Origin of the sequence: Mycobacterium sp. IS-3022 (assembly GCF_001500065.1) — a bacterium.
GTDB lineage: Bacteria > Actinomycetota > Actinomycetes > Mycobacteriales > Mycobacteriaceae > Mycobacterium.
In genome coordinates, this window is record NZ_LQIN01000001.1 from 432,031 (window position 1) to 450,296 (window position 18,266).

Annotated in this window: 16 protein-coding genes; 7 read left to right on the forward strand and 9 right to left on the reverse strand. The window is 67.3% G+C overall.

Translation table 11 applies throughout. From position 1 onward, the window contains the following. Nucleotides 1-19: 19 nt before the first annotated feature. Nucleotides 20-376 (reverse strand): hypothetical protein, encoded by a 357-nt coding sequence (locus AU188_RS02080; protein WP_059162274.1) that lies wholly within the window; start codon nt 374-376, stop codon nt 20-22. A gap of 99 nt (nt 377-475) precedes the next feature. Beyond that, nucleotides 476-826 carry a hypothetical protein gene (locus tag AU188_RS02085; RefSeq protein WP_059162024.1) on the reverse strand — a complete coding sequence of 117 codons (351 nt, stop codon included), beginning with the start codon at nt 824-826 and terminating at the stop codon, nt 476-478. Between the two features lie 159 nt (nt 827-985). Between AU188_RS02085 and AU188_RS02090 the strand changes: the two genes are divergently transcribed. From AU188_RS02090 to ctaD, 6 genes are all read left to right on the forward strand, one after another. Then, nucleotides 986-1,918 carry an enoyl-CoA hydratase gene (locus AU188_RS02090; protein WP_059162025.1) on the forward strand — a complete coding sequence of 311 codons (933 nt, stop codon included), beginning with the start codon at nt 986-988 and terminating at the stop codon, nt 1,916-1,918. A gap of 115 nt (nt 1,919-2,033) precedes the next feature. Then, on the forward strand, nt 2,034-2,888 hold the full coding sequence (locus AU188_RS02095; RefSeq protein WP_502687573.1) for an SDR family oxidoreductase: 855 nt from the start codon (nt 2,034-2,036) through the stop codon (nt 2,886-2,888). 43 nt (nt 2,889-2,931) lie between these two features. Continuing rightward, nucleotides 2,932-4,458, forward strand: coding sequence for a PucR family transcriptional regulator (locus AU188_RS02100; protein ID WP_059162026.1), 1,527 nt, complete (start codon nt 2,932-2,934; stop codon nt 4,456-4,458). 153 nt (nt 4,459-4,611) lie between these two features. Beyond that, nucleotides 4,612-5,877: an NAD(P)/FAD-dependent oxidoreductase gene (locus AU188_RS02105; protein WP_059162276.1), complete on the forward strand. Its 1,266-nt coding sequence runs from the start codon at nt 4,612-4,614 to the stop codon at nt 5,875-5,877. 134 nt (nt 5,878-6,011) lie between these two features. Continuing rightward, entirely contained in the window at nt 6,012-6,491 is a 480-nt protein-coding gene (locus tag AU188_RS02110) for a GreA/GreB family elongation factor (protein ID WP_059162027.1), read from the forward strand. Between the two features lie 134 nt (nt 6,492-6,625). Next, nucleotides 6,626-8,311 (forward strand): aa3-type cytochrome oxidase subunit I, encoded by a 1,686-nt coding sequence (ctaD, locus tag AU188_RS02115; protein ID WP_502687576.1) that lies wholly within the window; start codon nt 6,626-6,628, stop codon nt 8,309-8,311. A 341-nt stretch (nt 8,312-8,652) separates the two neighbouring features. Here the strand turns inward: ctaD and AU188_RS02120 are convergent, their stop codons facing one another. From AU188_RS02120 to AU188_RS02140, 5 genes are all read right to left on the reverse strand, one after another. Beyond that, nucleotides 8,653-9,123, reverse strand: a complete 471-nt coding sequence (locus AU188_RS02120; RefSeq protein WP_059162029.1) for a (2Fe-2S)-binding protein — start codon at nt 9,121-9,123, stop codon at nt 8,653-8,655. Beyond that, complete coding sequence (locus tag AU188_RS02125) at nt 9,116-9,991, reverse strand: FAD binding domain-containing protein (protein ID WP_059162030.1); 876 nt, start codon at nt 9,989-9,991, stop codon at nt 9,116-9,118. Before AU188_RS02125 ends, AU188_RS02120 begins: the two co-directional genes overlap by 8 nt. Next, nucleotides 9,988-10,674 (reverse strand): SRPBCC family protein, encoded by a 687-nt coding sequence (locus tag AU188_RS02130; protein WP_059162031.1) that lies wholly within the window; start codon nt 10,672-10,674, stop codon nt 9,988-9,990. Before AU188_RS02130 ends, AU188_RS02125 begins: the two co-directional genes overlap by 4 nt. A gap of 10 nt (nt 10,675-10,684) precedes the next feature. Beyond that, a complete protein-coding gene (locus AU188_RS02135; RefSeq protein WP_059162032.1) occupies nt 10,685-13,054 on the reverse strand; it encodes a xanthine dehydrogenase family protein molybdopterin-binding subunit in 2,370 nt (789 codons plus the stop codon). A gap of 74 nt (nt 13,055-13,128) precedes the next feature. Further along, entirely contained in the window at nt 13,129-14,250 is a 1,122-nt protein-coding gene (locus AU188_RS02140; RefSeq protein WP_059162033.1) for an XdhC family protein, read from the reverse strand. 477 nt (nt 14,251-14,727) lie between these two features. On the opposite strand from AU188_RS02140, the gene AU188_RS02145 reads away from it, so the two are divergent. After that, the gene (locus tag AU188_RS02145) at nt 14,728-15,381 is read left to right on the forward strand and encodes a M15 family metallopeptidase (protein WP_059162034.1); all 654 of its coding nucleotides are present in this window, start codon (nt 14,728-14,730) and stop codon (nt 15,379-15,381) included. Nucleotides 15,382-15,583: 202 nt separating this feature from the next. Here AU188_RS02145 and AU188_RS02150 read toward each other — a convergent pair whose 3' ends face one another. Together AU188_RS02150 and AU188_RS02155 are read right to left on the reverse strand one after the other, a co-directional pair. Then, nucleotides 15,584-17,260: an alpha-amylase family protein gene (locus AU188_RS02150; protein ID WP_059162035.1), complete on the reverse strand. Its 1,677-nt coding sequence runs from the start codon at nt 17,258-17,260 to the stop codon at nt 15,584-15,586. After that, the gene (locus AU188_RS02155; protein ID WP_059162036.1) at nt 17,257-18,231 is read right to left on the reverse strand and encodes a TIGR03885 family FMN-dependent LLM class oxidoreductase; all 975 of its coding nucleotides are present in this window, start codon (nt 18,229-18,231) and stop codon (nt 17,257-17,259) included. The genes AU188_RS02150 and AU188_RS02155 overlap by 4 nt, the downstream gene beginning before the upstream one ends. Nucleotides 18,232-18,266 lie beyond the last annotated feature (35 nt).

Genomic DNA, 18,266 nt, shown 5'->3' on the forward strand with positions numbered 1-18,266 from the left:
CGGTCCGGCAACCCGCTGACTAGGGGCTGTGGCTGAACACCGGCGCCGGCGGCGGAGTCACCTGCTCGGCCTGGGCCTCCTCGTCGAGGCCGATGCAGCCACCCTGGTTGTGGCCGATGCACGGAACGCCCAGCACCTCCGGCACGTCCGGGTTACCGGCCGGGGTGGAGAACGTCGAACCGGCGTTCGGCACCGTGTGGGGCACGCAGACACCGGTGAACTGGTCGGGCTCTTCGCCACCGGAGCAGCTCTGCGCCACCGGCGCCACGTTCGGGACGGGGGCTGCAAAGGCGGCGAGCACTGGCGCCGCGGCGATCGCAACCGCAAAGCCACCGGCAAGCATCAGTCGTTGTGCGGGGAACTTCAAGGTCGCCATCGTCACGCTTCCTGTAGTTGTCAACCGTGTCGTCGGCATGAAGTCTATGGAAGCCCGCAGTTTTCTGCACAGCTTCGCAGAGTTCCTGGGCAGCGGTGGCTACGGGCTGGAACTGATGATGGACCGGGGTTGCGCCGGTGGGCCCATCGCTGCCTCGTCTTCGGCCAACCCCATGCAGGCCCCGGAGTTGTGCCCGATGCAGGGAATGCCGTCGATCTCCGGGACGTCCGGATTGGCCGCTGTGGTCTGGAACAACGGCGGCGAAGTCGGCACCAGGTACGGCACACACGTCGTGGTGAACTGGTCGGCTTCCTCGCCCGATTGGCAGCCCTGCGCCAGCGCGGCGTCCGGTCCGGCGAGACCCAGGCCGACCGCGGGCGCGGCCGCGATGGCCACGAAGAATCCGCCGGCCAGAACAAGGCGTCGAAGGGGGAACGAGGAATTCGCCATTTCGCGATTCTAGGAGCTTGCCTCGGCATCCGCGCACGATTGGCGCGTCGGTGGGTCGCCATCGACCGCCACGGGGCTCGAACCGGAAGCGGTGCAGGGCCGGTTTGGGCGGCACCGTAATGTGCAGTAAGCCGAACAATGCAAGCGAGGTGGTCCGCGATGGCGAGCCCTGATCTGACAAGCGCCGACGCCGGAGGCGATGCAGCACAACAGGTGACGTACGAAACGCTGGACGACGGCCAGATCGCCCGCATCTGGCTCAACCGCCCGCAGGCGCAGAACGCCCAGTCGCGCACGCTGCTTGTGCAGTTGGACGAGGCGTTCGGCCGCGCCGAGGCCGACGACCGGGTGCGAGTGGTGATCCTGGCCGCGCGTGGCAAGAACTTCTCGGCCGGCCACGATCTCGGGTCCGAAGAAGCGATGCTGGAACGCAAGCCCGGTCCGGCGCAGCATCCGACCTTCCAGTCGCACGGTGCGACCGTGCCCGCGATCGCCGAGCGCACATATCTGCAGGAGTGGCACTTCTTCTTCGAGAACACCCGTCGCTGGCGGGATCTGCGCAAGATCACCATCGCGCAGGTGCAGGGCAACGCGATTTCGGCCGGCCTGATGTTGATCTGGGCATGCGACCTGATCGTCGCCGCCGACGACGCGAAATTCAGCGACGTGGTCGGTGTCAGGATGGGCATGCCCGGTGTCGAGTATTACGCGCACCCATGGGAATTCGGTGCCCGCAAGGCCAAAGAGCTTCTGCTCACCGGTGATTCGATCGATGCCGACGAGGCCCACCGGCTCGGTATGGTTTCCAAGGTTTTCCCGCGCGACCAACTCGAGGACAAGACGCTCGAGTTCGCCCGACGCGTCGCCGAGCGCCCGACGATGGCGGCGCTGTTGATCAAGGATTCGGTGAACGCCGCGGCCGACGCGATGGGCTTCACCGAGGCGCTGCGCCACGCATTCCACATCCACGAACTCGGCCACGCGCACTGGGCGGCGCACAATGAGAACCGTTATCCCGTCGGGCTTCCGCCGAACGTGCCGGACTGGCGCACGCTCGGGGCGCCCAAGCTTGCCCGCCGTGACCAACCGTGACCGCGGGGTATTGCTGACGCAATGTCGCGCTGAGGGCGCTGTCGCGGCTATATATCCGCCGCGACGCTCTCAGACCGACATTGTGATCGGATGAGAAGTCGTTAGAAGAAATCAGATGGCGAAAGGGTCTTCGGTGGAGTTGTCGTTGGCGGGTCGGACGGTACTGGTCACAGGTGGGGGCAGCGGCATCGGCAAGGGCGTGGCCGCGGCGGTGGTGGCGGCCGGCGGAAACGCGATGCTCGTCGGGCGCAACGCCGACAAGCTCTCCACCGCGGCCGACGAGATCTCCGCTCAGGGCGGTTCGGGCTCGGTGCTCTACGAACCGGCCGATGTGACCAACGAAGACGAGGTGGCCCGCGTCGTGGAGGCCACCACGGCATGGAAGGGTCGGCTGTACGGCGTCGTGCACTGCGCAGGCGGCAGCGAGACGATCGGTCCGATCACGCAGATCGACTCGGAGCTGTGGCGCCGCACCGTCGACCTCAACATCAACGGCACCATGTACGTGCTCAAACATTCGGCGCGGGAGATGGTGCGCGGAGGCGGCGGCTCGTTCATCGGCATCTCGTCGATCGCGGCGAGCAACACCCACCGCTGGTTCGGCGCCTACGGGGTGTCCAAGGCGGGCATCGACCACATGATGCAGTTGGCCGCCGACGAACTCGGCGCGTCCTGGGTGCGGGTCAACTGCATCCGGCCCGGTCTGATCCGCACCGAACTGGTCGCGCCGGTACTCGAATCGCCGGAACTGAGCGGTGATTACGCCGCGTGTACGCCGCTGCCTCGGCCCGGCGAGGTCACCGACATCGCGAACGCGTCGCTCTTCCTTCTCAGCGATGCCTCCAGTTTCATCACCGGCCAGGTCATCAACGTCGACGGCGGACAACTCGTGCGCCGCGGCCCGGACTACTCGTCGATGCTCGAGCCGCTCTTCGGTGCGGACGGCTTGCGCGGAGTCGTCTCCAGCTAGCAGTCGAACCGGCTCGTCGAGCCGGCCCGGTAACGTCGGTCGCGTGGTCACCTTGGACCGGCTCGTCAACGTGCTGGGCAGTTACGGCGTGCGCCTACGCTTCTGCCCGATCCCGCGGTCCAGGGAGCTGGGCAGCGTGGTGATGCACGAAATGGCCGGCGGCCGCACGGTCACCGGTGACGTACTGATGGCGATCGGGGCGCGAACCGTCAACGAGGCGTTGCGGTGGGCGGTTTCGGCGCGTGCGGTGGTGGTGCTTCTTCGCGACGGCGACGACGACACCACGTTTGCAGGCATGGTCGAGGGTGTCGCGGTGATGGTCGTCGATCCGACGGTGTCCTGGAGCGAGCTCGCCGCCGTCGTCTACGGGCTGGTGCTCGAGGGACGGGAAACCGAATCCGGGCGGGGGCCAACGGATCTGTTCGCGCTCGCCGACAGCCTGGCCGAAGCGACCGGCGGCGGGGTCACCATCGAGGACCCGTTGTCGCGAGTGCTCGCGTACTCGACGATGCAGGGAAACGCCGATGCGGCACGGGTGGCGACGATCATGAGCAGGCAGGCGCCCGAGTCTCTGCGCGAATTCTTCCGTGCGCAAGGCATATTCGCCCATCTGCTGAACTCCGATGAGCCGCTGTTCGTCGGACCCGACACCGGACACGGGTTGTCCGGCCGCATGGTGGTCGCCGTGCGGTCCGGGCGGGAATTGATGGGATCGGTGTGGGTTTCGTGCTCTGAGCCGTTGGCCGAACCCGAACGCACGGCGCTGGCCGACGGCGCTCGCACGGTGGCTCTGCATCTGCTGCGGTCCCGCGCCAGTGCAGATCTGGAGCGCCAGGTGGAATCCGAGCTGGTGCTCCGACTCCTCGACGGAAGTGCAGCCGCCGCGGCATCAGCCAGCAGACTCGGCCTCTCGCAGGGACCGATGCGGGTCATCGCCGTGCGGGCCTTCATCGGGACCGAACACGACGCCGCGCTGCTGCTGGCGTTCGAAAGGGCGACCGCCGGGTTCGGTTGGTCGCGCCCTGGGCGCAGCGCGCTGGCAGGCAACACCATCTACACGTTGCTGCCGGGCGAGCAGGCCGACGCCGCTCGCAAATGGGTCACCGGATTGCGGGCCGCCCTGCCCGACCGGGTCACCGTGTTGGCCGGCATCAGCAAGGCCGCCGGAACCACCGACCTGCCCGCGGCACGTCAGGAAGCCGACGAGTGCCTGGCGCTGCACGAGATCAGGCCGTCGAACGCGGTGCCCCCCGCCTACGACGAATCGTGGGACGAGATTTTGCTGCAGCGACTCCGCACGGCGGCGCGGTCCGGCCGCACCCCGGACCGTGGACCGGTCGCCGAACTGCGCCGTCACGATCAAGACCACGCCACGGAGTACGTCTCGACGCTGAGGGCATGGCTGGAGGCGCTGGGCGACCCCGTTCAGGCCGGTGTCCGCCTGGGCGTGCACGAGAACACCGTGCGGTACCGGCTGCGCAAGATGGGTGAGATCACCGAACTGCCGCTGGACGACGCCCGCAAGCGGCTGGCCATCATGATCGAACTCGCCGCCGTCGACACCGACTGAAACGGCTTCGCCGCTTCGTCCGGCCAGGTCTGGCTGTTGTCGGATCACCACAACGGCAGCGCCGCGGATTGTCCTGGCGCGGCAATCCACGATGACGCGACCGGCCGCACCATGGGTGGACAACGGGTTGTTTCGGCGACGGAGGGTATCGAGATGGTCAGCGGCGAGCGGATGGACGGTGGGCCGCGGTCTGCGATCGTCGTCGGCGCCGGCATCGTCGGGTTGTCGACGGCATGGTTCCTGCAGGAGCGCGGTGTCGAAGTCACCGTCGTCGACCGCAGCGGGGTGGCCGGCGGCGCCTCCTGGGGCAACGCCGGCTGGGTCGCGCCCGCGCTGACCCTGCCGTTGAACTCGCCGAAGGTGCTGCGCTACGGGCTGCGCTCGTTGCGTGACCGCAGCGCCCCGCTGCACATCCCGCTGAGCATCGACGGTGCGTTGTGGTTGTTCCTGATGCAGTTCGCCGCCAACTGCCGCCCGTCGGCGTGGCGCCGGGCGGTCGAGGCCAGTGTGCCGCTGAACGAAGAATGCATCGAAGCGTTCGACGTTCTCGTCGCGAACGGTGTCGAGGCGCCGGTGACCGACGCCCCGATCACCGCGGTGTTCCGCAACACCGAGGACGCCGAGAAGATGATGCGCGAACTCCGCGCCCTCGAGCGGGCCGGTCAGAAGCTGTTCGTCACCGGGTTGTCCGGTGAGGCGTTGCGTGAGCAGGTGCCGCTGGCATCGCCGGCGATCACCGCCGGTATCAACATCAACGGTCAGCGATTCGTCGATCCCGGCCGGTTTGTCCAAGCCCTGGGTCGGACGGTCGAGGAGCGCGGGGCGAGCATCCTGACTCGGGATGTGCGCGGCGTGTTCAGTTCCGGCAATCAAGTGGTGGTGCAGCCGTACCACGGCAAGCACCTGACCGCGGACACGGCGGTGATCGCCACCGGTGCGTGGATGTCACGGCTGACGGGCCACCGGCTGAGCGTCCCGGTGGAGTCAGGGCGCGGCTACTCCTTCACCGTGCCGGTGGACCGCCCGATCCCCGGGCCCATCTACCTGCCCGACGTACGAGTCGCGTGCACGCCGTACCACGGTGCACTTCGCGTGGCGGGCACGATGGAGTTCCGCGACCCACACGAACCGGTGACCGCCGAGCGGGTGGGGGCGATCGTCGCTTCTGCGAGCCCGCTGCTGCAAGGCGTCCGGTGGGCCGAGCGCAGCGACATCTGGGTCGGACCGCGCCCGATCACCCCGGACGGCAGGCCCCTGGTCGGCGAGATGGCGCGCAATGTCTACGTCGCAGGCGGGCACGGCATGTGGGGGCTCGCGCACGGTCCGGTGACCGGCCGACTCCTGGCCGAACAGATCACCACCGGCAAGCAGCCCGAAGCACTGCGGCCCTTCGATCCACTACGACGCGCGGTCGCCTAGACCGGCGCCCGGCGACCGACCGAAAACCCGTCGCATGCTCGCCCGCCATGGGCGCTGCGAGTCGTCAGGGGCGGCGCTGTCTGCGCCCGTGGCCCGCCCCTGACGGCAACCCCTTTTCCGAGAAAGGACCAGAAATGACCATTGCACAACGTGTTTGGATATCACCGGAGGCCCATACGCGGCTGCAGGAGGAACTCGCCACGCTTCGTGAACTCGTCGCAAATGCAGTCGGTGACGAAGACGCGGACGAGAACGCGACCGCCGTCAAACGCGCCCGCCAGGCGCGCATCCAGCAGATTCACGAGATGCTCATCAACGCTGTGGTCGGCGAGGATCCACCGGATGACGGGATCGCCGAACCGGGCATGGTGGTGACCGTTCGCTATGACGACACCGCCGAGGTCGAGACGTTTCTCCTCGGTGTGCGCAGTGCCGAGCACGGGGACATGGAGGTTTACTCCGTGCAGTCGCCGCTGGGCGCGGCCATCCTCGGCGCCCGCCCGGGTGAACAACGCACGTTCAAACTCCCCAGCGGGGCGGATCTGTCGGTAACGATGCTCACCGCGGTGCCATACGGCCTGCACGGCGGCGACGAGATGGTGCTTCGCGAATAAGCTTTCGGCTCGCTTTGCAGCTAACTAGGATGGATTGACGACGACCCCTACGCCCCGCGCCGAAGGAGGGTCTTGTGACTGCCGAAGTCACCCCGGTTCCGCAACTGGAAGTCCGCAGACCCTTCCCGGCCAGAATGGGCCCGCGGGGCAACTTGGTTTACAAGCTCGTCACCACCACCGATCACAAGCTGATCGGCATCATGTACGTCGTCACCTGCTTCGTCTTCTTCTTCATCGGCGGGCTGATGGCGCTGTTCATCCGGGTCGAGCTGGGTGTACCGGGGCTGCAATTCCTCTCCAACGAGCAGTACAACCAGCTGTTCACCATGCACGGCACGGTGATGCTGCTGTTCTACGCGACCCCGATCGTGTTCGGGTTCGCCAACCTGGTGCTGCCGCTGCAGATCGGCGCGCCCGACGTGGCGTTCCCGCGGCTCAACGCGTTCTCGTTCTGGTTGTTCCTGTTCGGCGGGCTGATCGCGCTCGCCGGCTTCATCACCCCCGGCGGCGCGGCGGACTTCGGCTGGACGGCGTACGCGCCGCTGAGCAACGCCATCCACTCGCCCGGCGCCGGCGGGGACCTGTGGATCCTGGGGTTGGCCGTCGCCGGTCTGGGCACCATCCTCGGCGGGGTCAACATGATCACCACCGTGGTGTGCATGCGCGCACCCGGTATGACGATGTTCCGGATGCCGATCTTCACCTGGAACATCCTGGTCACGTCGATCCTCGTGCTGATGGCCTTCCCGATTCTGACCGCGGCGCTGTTCGGCCTGGCCGCCGACCGCCATCTCGGCGCGCACATCTACGACCCGGCCAACGGCGGGCCGCTCTTGTATCAGCACCTGTTCTGGTTCTTCGGCCACCCCGAGGTGTACATCGTCGCGTTGCCGTTCTTCGGCATCGTGACCGAGATCTTCCCGGTCTTCAGCCGCAAGCCGATCTTCGGTTACACCACGCTGGTGTACGCCACCTTGGGCATCGCCGCGCTGTCAGTGGTGGTGTGGGCGCACCACATGTTCGCGACCGGCGCGGTGCTGCTGCCGTTCTTCGCGTTCACCACCTATCTGATCGCGGTGCCGACCGGCATCAAATTCTTCAACTGGATCGGCACGATGTGGAAGGGCCAGTTGACGTTCGAGACGCCGATGCTGTTCTCGATCGGATTCCTGGTGACGTTCCTGCTCGGTGGGCTCACCGGCGTCATGCTGGCCAGCCCGCCGTTGGACTTCCACGTCACCGACAGCTACTTCGTCGTGGCGCATTTCCACTACGTGCTGTTCGGCACCATCGTGTTCGCCACCTACGCGGGCATCTATTTCTGGTTCCCGAAGATGACCGGCCGGCTGCTCGACGAGCGACTGGGCAAGCTGCATTTCTGGTTGACGTTGATCGGTTTCCACACCACGTTCCTGGTGCAGCACTGGCTGGGTAACGACGGTATGCCGCGGCGTTACGCCGACTACCTGTCGACGGACGGGTTCACCACGCTCAACGTCGTGTCGTCGATCGGCGCGTTCATCCTCGGTGTTTCGGTGCTTCCCTTCACGTGGAATGTGTTCAAGAGCTGGCGTTACGGCGAGCCGGTCACGGTCGACGATCCGTGGGGTTACGGCAACTCGCTGGAGTGGGCGACCTCGTGTCCGCCGCCGCGGCACAACTTCACCGAGCTACCCCGGATCCGTTCGGAGCGCCCGGCGTTCGAGCTGCACTACCCGCACATGGTCGATCGGATGCGTGCCGAGTCCCACATCGGCAGGCACGCCACCGCCGGCGAGTCGCCGACGGGCTTCGGCCCGCGCACCGAACCCGACCGCTAGGCAGTACATCCGCGGGTCGCGCGGCTCAAATCGAGGCTCCGCGAGCGTTGTTGCGCGCGGACAACAAGTGACTCGGCGGTTGTCGTAATGGTGCAACGCCGGTTCCCTGGGAGGCGGGCACCATGGAAGGTGTTCCCCAAACCCTCAACGGAGCGGGCTTGGGGACCCCAAGCGACATGACCGAACGAGGGCAGCAGACATGACCACATCCACCGAAACTGCCGGTGGCACAGCGCTGTTGACGCGACGACACGAAGGTGCTCCGCGGCACAACGATGATCACCTGCTCACCCATCAGGCGATTTCACGGTGGGAGACCGAGGGTGGAGCACTTCCGGGTGCTAGGTCATCTCGGCCGCACGATGGACGGCGTTGACGATCCCCTGGTAACCGGTGCACCGACAGAAGTTGCCCGACAACCCTTCGCGGATCTCCTCGTCGGTCGGCTTGGGGTTGTCGCGTAGCAGCGCCGTGATCGAGGTGACGAAGCCCGGCGTGCAGAAGCCGCACTGCAGACCGTGGCAGTCCCGCAACGCGGCCTGCACCGGCGACAGTTCACCGTCCGGGTCGCCGATACCTTCGACCGTGGTGACCTCCATGCCCTCGGCCTGCACGGCGAACATCAGGCACGCACGCACCGCGTCGCCGTTGAGCAGCACGGTGCAGGCCCCACATGCGCCGTGCTCACAACCGAGATGTGTGCCGGTCAGGCCACACTTCTCGCGCAGGAAGTCGGCGAGTGTGAGCCGCGGTTCGACGGTCGCGGCGAACGTGCGCCCGTTGACCGTCACTTCGACCGGCATGTCATGCATCGATTGCCTCCGTAATGGCTGAAGACCAGGCACGGGCGACCATCGTCGCCCCGACTTTGGCTCGGTAGGTTGCAGACCCCTGCAGGTCGGACGGAATGTCGTCGAGTCCGCTCACTGCGAGCCTGCCGAACTCCCCGGCGTCGATGTCGCCGACCGGCCGACCGATGACGGCATCTTCGGCGGCACTGCCCCGCAGTGGTGTCGAGCCCAAACCCAACAGCCCGATGCCGCAACGGGTTATCCGGTCGTCGTCGTCCAGCTCGACCGCAACCGCCGCGCCGGCAATGGCGAAGTCGCCGTGCCGGCGCGCGAACTCCTCCATCGCGAAGCCCGTCCGTCCGCTCCAGATCGGGAAGTGCACCGCGGTCAGCATCTCGTCGGGTCGCAACGAGGTCTCCCACAGCCCGGTGAAGAAGTCCTTCGCGGCGATCTGCCGGGACCCTTTCGAGGACAGCACGTCCATCCGCGCGTCGAGCGCCAACGCGACGGCCGCATACTCTGCCGCCGGATCGGCGTGGGCGATGGCGCCGCCGAGTGTCCCCCTGGTGCGGATCTGGAAATGACCGATGTGCGGCGTCGCGAGGCTCAGTAGCGGAACCGACTCCGCCACTTCGTCATCCATCCCGACGAAGGAGTGCGGGGTGCCGGCCGCGACGCGTACTGCGTCTTCGATCAGATCGATGCTGCGAAGCTCGTCGATCCGCGAGATGTCGATGAGGTTCTCGAAATACGTCAGTCGCATCGCGAGCATCGGGACCAGGCTCTGCCCGCCGGCAAGGAGTTTTGCATCGTCGCCGAATTCCGCGAGCATGTCCACCGCCTCCTCGACCGACTCGGGGCGGTGGTAGGCGAACGGGGCGGCTTTCATGACGACAGCAGGCGCGCCAGCGCGGCCTGCAGGTCCTCGGCCACCGCCGCGGCGGGCGCCTTCCTGCGACGACGGCCCAACAGGAGGCCGACCGCCAATCCCGCCACCAGACCTGCCGCCACCGGGGCCGCACGCTTGGCCAGCGGTGCCGCAACGACTTTCAGCATGTCTATCGACTCGCCTGCTTCAGGTTGCGCAGCGGCCGCGGCCGCCTCCGTCGTCGGTGCCGCGGTAACCGTGTCACCGAGCACGCTGGCCTCCAGCGACTTGGCGAACTGGCCGATCAGGTTGGAAGCCACATCGGCGAGCACGCCGCGACCGAACTGCGCGGCCTTGCCCGAGATCGTCAGATCCGTGTTGATGACCACCCTGGTCGCGTCGCCCTCGTCCTTCAACTGCGCGGTGACGGTCGCGGCGGCGTTGCCGTTGCCGCGCGTCTCCTTGCCCTCGGCCTTGAGCACGACGCGCTGCGCCGCCGCATCCTTCTCCTGAAACGAGGCAGCGCCCTTGTACGACACCGTGATCGGACCGACCTTGACCTTCACCGCACCGGTGAAGTCATCGCCGTCCACGGACAGCAGGGTGGCGCCGGGCAGACACGGCGCGACCCGCTCGACGTCGGTCAACACCTCCCACGTCTTCGCGGCGGGTACCGCCACCCGGAATTCGTTGTTGAGTTCCACTGCTGCTTCCTTACTTTCGCGCTTGTTCGATCGCCTCGATGATCGCGGCCGGGCTGGCGGGCAGGCGGGTCAGCGTGACGCCGAGGGGCGCCAGGGCGTCGTTGATGGCGTTGATCACGGCCGGCGTCGAACCGATTGCGCCGCCCTCGCCGACACCTTTGTATCCGCCGACTCCCGGCCCCGGGATCTCCACGTGTCCGTACTCGATCGCCGGCACCTCGGTGGCAGTCGGCAACAGGTAGTCGACGAACGTACTCGACAGCGGGTTGCCGTCGTCGTCGTAAGCCATGTCCTCCAGCAGCGCACCGCCGATGCCCTGCACGGTGCCGCCGGCGATCTGACCCTCGACGACGTTGGGGTTGATCATCGGCCCGACGTCCTCGCTGACGATGTATCGGGTCAGCGTGACGCGGCCGGTCTCGATGTCGACCTCACACGTGCACGCGTGCGTGGCGTTCGCCCAGTGGATCGGCGCTTGTGAGGTGAACCGCGCGGTCGCCTCCAACGAGGCCGAGACACCGGGCGGCAGCTGTTGCGGCTCGTAGTACGCGCGATAGGCCAGATCGGCGAAACTGACACTCTTGTCGGGGTTTTCACGCACCCGAACCCGTGAGTCGGCCAGTTCCAGCTCGGACTCCTCGGCCTCCAGGCGCGGCGCCGCCATCGCGAGGATCTGCTTGCGCAGCGTCGCGCCGGCCTCAGCGACGGCGCCCGCGGTCATCGGGCCGCTGCGGCTGCCCTGTGTGCCCGCGCCGTACGGGGTGACCGCGGTGTCGCCCTGGATCGTCGAGACGTCGTCGATGTCGGCGCCCAGCGCGTCGGCGGTCAACTGCACGACCGTGGTCTCGAGGCTGTTGCCCGTCGAACCGCCGTTGACGTAGACGTTGATCTTGCCGGTCGGCTCCATCCGGATCGTCGCGCCTTCGGTGGCGAGGTGACCCGTTGCGGCGCCGGTCGGTTCGATGTAGGCGGAGAACCCCAGTCCGAGGTAACGGCCCTCGGCCAGCGCGTCGGCCTGCTCCTTGCGGAAGCCTTCGTGGTCGAGGATCTTGACGGCCTGTTCGAAGGTGTCGGCGGGCGCGACGTGGTCATAGGGCATGCCGTTGGGGTTGAAGTACGGCATCTCGTCACCGCGCAAGATGTTGCGCCGGCGCAACTCGACCGGATCCATCTTCATTTTTCGCGCTGCGATGTCGAAAAGCACTTCACGCGCGAGGGTTTCGTACTGCCACGGCCCGCGGTAGGCGGCCAGTCCGGCGGTGTTGGAGAACACCGTCTTGTAGTTGAAGCTGGCCTTGGGCACCCGGTACGGGCCGGGGAAGAACATGCCGACCGCAGCGGTGGTCAGCACCGGATACGGCGTCGGATAGGCGCCGATGTCGTAGGTGAAGTCGATGTCGACGGCGAGGATGTTGCCCTCGTCATCGAAAGCCGCCCGGGCGGTGCCGTCGACGTGGCGGGCCTGCCCGGCCGACATCAGGTTCTCGCGGCGGTCCTCGATCCACTTCAGTGCAGCGCCCGATTGCGCGTTCGACGTCGCAGAAGGCACTTTGCGCGCCGCGAGCATGATGCACATGTCCTCGCGCATCGGCACGACCTTCTGGCCGAAACCGCCGCCGGTGTCGCGCATGATCACTCGGACGTTGTGCGCCGGGATGCCGAGCAGGCGGGCGCAGAACGCCCGCAACTCGTGGGGCGTCTGCGTCGACGCCCACATCGTCAGTTCCTCGGTCGCGGGCGTCCACTCGACGACCATGCCGCGGCATTCGATCGGCACCGGCGCGTAGATCTGCTGGTAGACGTTGGCCTCGACAACATGGGGTGACGTGGCGAATAACTCCTCGTCGGGCGGCGCGCCGCCCATGCCGCCCGCGACGTTGTCGGGATAGGCCTCGTGCACCACGGGAACGCCGGCGTCCGCGCCGCCGACTGCCCGGGTGAAATCGGCGATCGCAGGCAGCGGTTCGTAGTCGACCTCCACCGCGTCGGCGCCATCCTCGGCGAGGTAGCGATTGTCGGCCACGACCAGGGCGACCGGGTCCCCGACGAACTTCACCTCACCCTCGGCCAGCGGTGGCCGCGGGGTGTCCGCGAGGTCCTTACCCGCGACGGCGTGCCAGGCCTCTTTGACGTCGGGGTTGAGGTCCTCGGCGGTGAACACCGCGTGCACGCCCGGCATGGCGAGCGCAGCCGACGCGTCGATGCCCTTGATGGTCGCCCTCGCGAACGGGCTGCGCACGAAGCAGGCGTGCAGCATTCCCGGTCGCACGACATCGTCGACGAAGGTCCCGCGACCGGTGAGCAGCCGGTTGTCCTCGATGCGTGGCACGCGGGCCCCCGCGTAGCGGGTCGCGACTTTCTCCGCTGAAGCAGAAGTCACCGGCTCACCCTTCTCCTCGCCGTGTTAAGAGTGACGTTATCGCATCCGAGAACGACATTTCCATACGTGTTGTCTCACGCCTCGTGGTGGATGCGTCCGTCGGTGTCGCTCAGCGGCCTGCCGCCGCCGCCCCACCGGCGGGCGATGATCTCCGCGGCGATCGACACCGCGGTCTCCTCGGGGGTGCGGGCGCCGAGGTCGAGCCCGATCGGGCTGGCCAGCCGGCCCAGTTCGGCGTCGGTCAGGCCGGCCTCGCGCAGCCGCTGCATTCGGTCGTCGTGCGTGCGACGTGAGCCCATCACCCCGATGTAGCCGACGTCGGGCAGGCGCAGTGCGACCTGCAACACCGGGACGTCGAACTTCGGGTCATGGGTGAGCACGCAGATCGCGGTGCGCGAATCGATCGCGCCGTTCTCGGCCTGCTCGGCGAGGTAGCGGTCGGGCCACATCACCACGACCTCCTCGGCGCCCGGGAAGCGTGCGGGTGTCGCGAACACCGGCCGCGCGTCGCACACGGTGACGCGGTAGCCCAGCAATGTCGCCTGCTGGGCCAACGCGCTCGCGAAGTCGATCGCCCCGAAGATCAGCATCCGCGGCGGCGGGGCGTGGCTGGCGACGAACACCTCCATTCCCGACTCCTGACGCTGACCGTCGGGACCGTACGACAGCACGCCCGTGCGGCCGGCCGCGAGCAACCCGCGGGCGTCGTCGGTGACCGCGGCGTCGAGGCGCGCCGAGCCCAGCGAGCCCTCGACCGAGTGCGGCCCGATGACGAGCCGGCGGCCGATCCGGTGCGGATCGGGATGGGCGATCACCGTGGCGAGTGCGGTCGGTCGGTGCGCGGCGATGTCGTCGGCGACGGCCTGCAGTTGCGGAAAGGTGTCGCGGGACACCGGCTCGGCGAAGATGTCGATGACGCCGCCGCACGTGAGTCCCACGGCGAACGCGTCGTCGTCGTTGATGCCGTAGCGCTGCAGTTCCGGGCGCCCCGCCGAGACCACCTCGTTGGCCAGTTCGTAGACCGCGGCCTCGACGCAGCCGCCCGACACCGAGCCGGCGACCGTGCCGTCGGGGCAGACCACCATGGTGGCGCCCGGTTGGCGGGGCGCGGAGCGGATAGTGCGCACGACGGTGGCCACACCGGCGGTGCCGCCGGTCCGCCACACGGTCAGTAACTCATCGAGCACGTCGCGCACGGTCGCAGTGTAAGCCTGCGGCGCTGTGCGAGTGCTCAGCGCACGTCAACTCGACCCAAAATGCTCGGCCGATCTCCCCGCTGGATCGGACAGCCGTGCTGTGATGATGCTCAGGACGGCCCGCGGGCGAGCATCGCGGTACCAGGTGGGAGCGGCTGAAGGGCAAGGGGCGCATGACAACTCGAGGCAAATCAGCGCTGGTCATGGTGAGTTTGACGGTCATGGCGGTCGTTTCGGCTCCGGCCGCCGCTGCTCGACCTACCTGCCAGGACACGGGCTCGATGACGACCTGCCAAACCAACGGCAGTGTGTCGATCAAGACGCGGCCCTCGACGGTCGCACCCCCCGCCAACCAGCCGATGTTTCCCTGGGGAGTACCTAGACGTGTTCGGAGTCCCGGCGGTCGCGGCTAGCATCACGTCGCGGTGCAGATTGCGCGCGTAGCTCCACTTCTCCACTGCAGAAACGAGGCCCGCGATGCGGAAAGCCTGGGCCGGTGCGGCGGCGGCCGTCCTGGCATGGGCGATGTCGGGCGTGGCCGCCGCCGACGAACCGGTTCCGCCGGTGTCCGACGCGGCCCGTGCGGCGGGTCTGGTCGACGTGCGCACCGCTGTTCCCGACGCGGTGATCGACCTCCGGTACGCGACGACGAACAACTTCGTCGGCGAGCAGTTGTATCCCGCCGACGCACGATGCCTGGTCGACGAGTCGGTGGCGCCACGCCTGTCGGCGGCCGCTGACGCGCTGCGCCCCGGCGGCGAGGTGCTCGTGTTCTGGGACTGTTACCGGCCGCACGACGTGCAAGTGCGGATGTACGAGGCGGTGCCGGAGCCCGGCTGGGTGGCGCGGCCGGGGCCGTACGCCCGCAGCCACGAGGCCGGTCTGTCGGTCGACGTCACGCTGGCCCGCGACGGTGCCCTCGTCGACATGGGCACCGGCTTCGACGAGTTCGATCCGCGGGCGAACGCCTATGCCACCGACGGAGTCGGCGCGGCCGCCCGGGCCAACCGCGCGCGGTTGCGGGAAGCGATGGCGGCGGGCGGGCTGACCGTCTACGAGGGAGAGTGGTGGCATTTCGATGCGCCCGGCGCGTACGAGCAGCGGCCGATTCTCGGCGCGCCGGTGAGGTGAGCTGGACTCAGGCCGCGGTCGGACCGACCGTCATGGCCTGGCAGTACGCGCACAACTCCGGCCCGAGCGTCGGGTAACCACAACCAGCGCAGACCGCGACCGCGGTGGTCTCATCGGCTTCGGGCATGTCGCATATCTACCCGCTCGTAGCCGAATCAATCCCAGATTTGGGACACATTTTCCGGAGCTGACGCACGGCGACTCAGATGATGGGCGGATCGCCGGTACCCAGCAGCCGCAGCCACCGATACCCGTACGGTTCCATGCCCACCTCGATGCGGCCCTTGTTGTCGAGCCGGTGTTCGGATAGTCCGTCGAGTAGGTCGACGAGCCTGCATTCCGGCGCTTCGTCGAGTTCGATCGACACGATGCAGGCTTCGGCGCCGAAGTTGTGCAACGCGACCATCGCCCAGCCCGACTCTTCCCGGCAGACATGGGCCAGCACGGCGGAGTTCGGTTGCTTCAGAATCTCGGGGGTCGACCAGCCGATCTCCGGCTGTGAGCGGTAGGTGTAGATCAGATTGCGCATGAACCACCAGAACGACCGATGGTCGTGGCGCTGGTCTGCGGCGTTGACGCGGTCCGGGCCGTACATCCCGTCGGGTTGCGGGCGCGGTAGCCGGCGTTTGGCCGCGGTGGAAAATCCGCCGTTGACGTCGGCGGTCCATTGCATGGGTGTTCGCACAGCGAATCGCCCTGCCACTCCGAGGTTTTCGGCCATGCCGATCTCTTCGCCGTAGAACAGCACCGGAGTGCCGGGCAACGAGAACATCAGCGAGTAGGCCATGCGCATCCGCCGCTGGTCACCGCCGAGCATCGCGGGTAGCCGTCGGCGCAGTCCGCGCCCGTAGAGTTGCATGTCCGGATCCGGACCGAAGGCGTCGAAGACTTCTTGGCGCTCCTCGTCGCTCAGCTTGTCGAGCGTGAGTTCGTCGTGGTTGCGGACGAAATTGGCCCACTGGCTGGTGATGTCGAGCGTCGGCCGCTGGTTGAGCGCCTTGGCGATGGGGCGCGCGTCGCCGCGGGCCAGCGACAGGTAGAGGTTCTGCATCCCGATGAAGTCGAATTGCATGTTGAGCCCGTCACCGTCGGGGCCGCCGAAGAAGCTCTTCTGGTCCTTGTAGGGAACGTTGACCTCGCCGAGCAGGACGGCGTCTCCGACGCGGCGGGTGATGAAATTGCGCACATCGCCGAGGTATTCGTAGGGATTGAACACGCCGGGGTCGCCCGGGACACCGTCGCGGGCGAACAGGAACGGCACGGCATCGACGCGGAAGCCCGACACCCCCAGCTCGAGCCAGAACCCGAGGACACGCGAAATCTCCTCCTGCACTTTCGGATTCGCGATGTTGAGGTCGGGCTGGTGCTTGAGGAAGTGGTGCAGGTACCACTCGCCGCTCTTCGGCTCCAATTCCCAGAGACTGTCTTCCTGATCCGGGAAGACGACGTCCTTTGGGCTTGACTTGGGTTCGGTCGCGCTCCACACGTAATAGTCGCGATACGTATCGTCGGTGCTGCGGCACGCGGACTTGAACCAGGGATGGCGGTCCGAGGTGTGGTTCATCACGAAGTCGACGATCACCCGGATTCCGGTCGCCTTGGCGGTACGCACCAGTTCGACGAAGTCGCCGTGGGTGCCGAAACGCGGATCGACGCCGAAGAAGTCGGTGATGTCGTAGCCGTCATCGATGCGGCCGGTCGGGTAGAAGGGCATGAGCCACAGGCAGTTGATGCCGAGGTCGAAGAGGTACTCGATGCGCTCGGTCATGCCGCGGATGTCGCCGCAGCCGTCGCCGTTCCAGTCGTAGAAGGTTTCGATGTCGGCGCAGTAGAAGACGGCGTTCTTCCACCACAGGTCGCCGGTCTCGATCTTCCTCACGCGCTGACCGCCTCTGAATTCAGCTGTGAGAGCACATGTTCGCCGAACGCGTCGATGAATGCGCTCTGCTTCTGCCCGACGAAATGCAGATAGAGCTCGTCCCACCCCTGTTCGAGATCCTGGTGGAGCCACTCTGTGTGCCGGCCCAGGTCGCTCGAGACCCGAACCGATCGGCGGACGTGCTCCGAGGAGACCTTCTCGCCGATGACGTCGAACGCCTCCACCGTCTCGATGTCCCAGCAGACCGGAGGATCGAAAACGTTGGTGCGCCACTGGTCGTGGGCGATCGCGAGGGCTTCGTCCTCCGAAGGGGCCCAGCTGAGATGGATCTGCAGGCGCGCAGGCCCCCGGCCGCCGGCGTCGCGGTAGGAGTGCAGCACCTTCTGCAGCGCGTCTCGCGACTGGTTGACCGTGACCAGACCGTCCGCCCAGACGGCGTGCCGCGCGGCGGTTTCCGCGGTGACGGCCGGACCGACGAGGTCGGGGATCTTCTCGGGAAGGGTCCATAGCCGCGCCCGGTTCACATTGACCAGGCCTTCATGATTGACCTCTTCGCCGTGCAGCAGGCGCCTGATCACGTCGACGCACTCGACGAGGCGCCGGTCGCGCACCTCCTTACGCGGCCATTGCTCGCCGGTGATCCGTTCGTTGGATGCCTCACCCGAGCCGAGCGCCGCCCAGATCCGGCCGGGGAACATCTGCGCGAGCGTTGCGATCGCCTGGGCGATGATCGCCGGGTGGTAGCGCTGCCCCGGCGCGTTGACGACGCCGAAGGGCAGCTGCGTCGTGGCGAGTGCCGCGCCGAGGAATGCCCACGCGAAACCGGATTCGCCCTGCCGCTCACTCCAGGGGCTGAAGTGATCCGATGACATGCCGGCGGTGAATCCCGCTTGTTCGGCATGCTGCACGTCACGGAGCAACTGGGCCGGGTTGATCTGCTCGTGAGAACAGTGGAAGCCGATGACCGTCATGGCCTACCGCGTACCCGTTCTTCGCGCCTCTTACG

What these genes read in the sequence shown, in the direction of transcription:
- AU188_RS02080 (WP_059162274.1), bottom strand. Translation starts at nt 376, where the DNA reads ATGGCGACCTTGAAGTTCCCCGCACAACGACTGATGCTTGCCGGTGGC.
- AU188_RS02085 (WP_059162024.1), bottom strand. Translation starts at nt 826, where the DNA reads ATGGCGAATTCCTCGTTCCCCCTTCGACGCCTTGTTCTGGCCGGCGGA.
- AU188_RS02090 (WP_059162025.1), top strand. Translation starts at nt 986, where the DNA reads ATGGCGAGCCCTGATCTGACAAGCGCCGACGCCGGAGGCGATGCAGCA.
- AU188_RS02095 (WP_502687573.1), top strand. Translation starts at nt 2,034, where the DNA reads ATGGCGAAAGGGTCTTCGGTGGAGTTGTCGTTGGCGGGTCGGACGGTA.
- AU188_RS02105 (WP_059162276.1), top strand. Translation starts at nt 4,612, where the DNA reads ATGGTCAGCGGCGAGCGGATGGACGGTGGGCCGCGGTCTGCGATCGTC.
- AU188_RS02110 (WP_059162027.1), top strand. Translation starts at nt 6,012, where the DNA reads ATGACCATTGCACAACGTGTTTGGATATCACCGGAGGCCCATACGCGG.
- ctaD (WP_502687576.1), top strand. Translation starts at nt 6,626, where the DNA reads ATGGGCCCGCGGGGCAACTTGGTTTACAAGCTCGTCACCACCACCGAT.
- AU188_RS02120 (WP_059162029.1), bottom strand. Translation starts at nt 9,123, where the DNA reads ATGCATGACATGCCGGTCGAAGTGACGGTCAACGGGCGCACGTTCGCC.
- AU188_RS02125 (WP_059162030.1), bottom strand. Translation starts at nt 9,991, where the DNA reads ATGAAAGCCGCCCCGTTCGCCTACCACCGCCCCGAGTCGGTCGAGGAG.
- AU188_RS02145 (WP_059162034.1), top strand. Translation starts at nt 14,728, where the DNA reads ATGCGGAAAGCCTGGGCCGGTGCGGCGGCGGCCGTCCTGGCATGGGCG.
- AU188_RS02155 (WP_059162036.1), bottom strand. Translation starts at nt 18,231, where the DNA reads ATGACGGTCATCGGCTTCCACTGTTCTCACGAGCAGATCAACCCGGCC.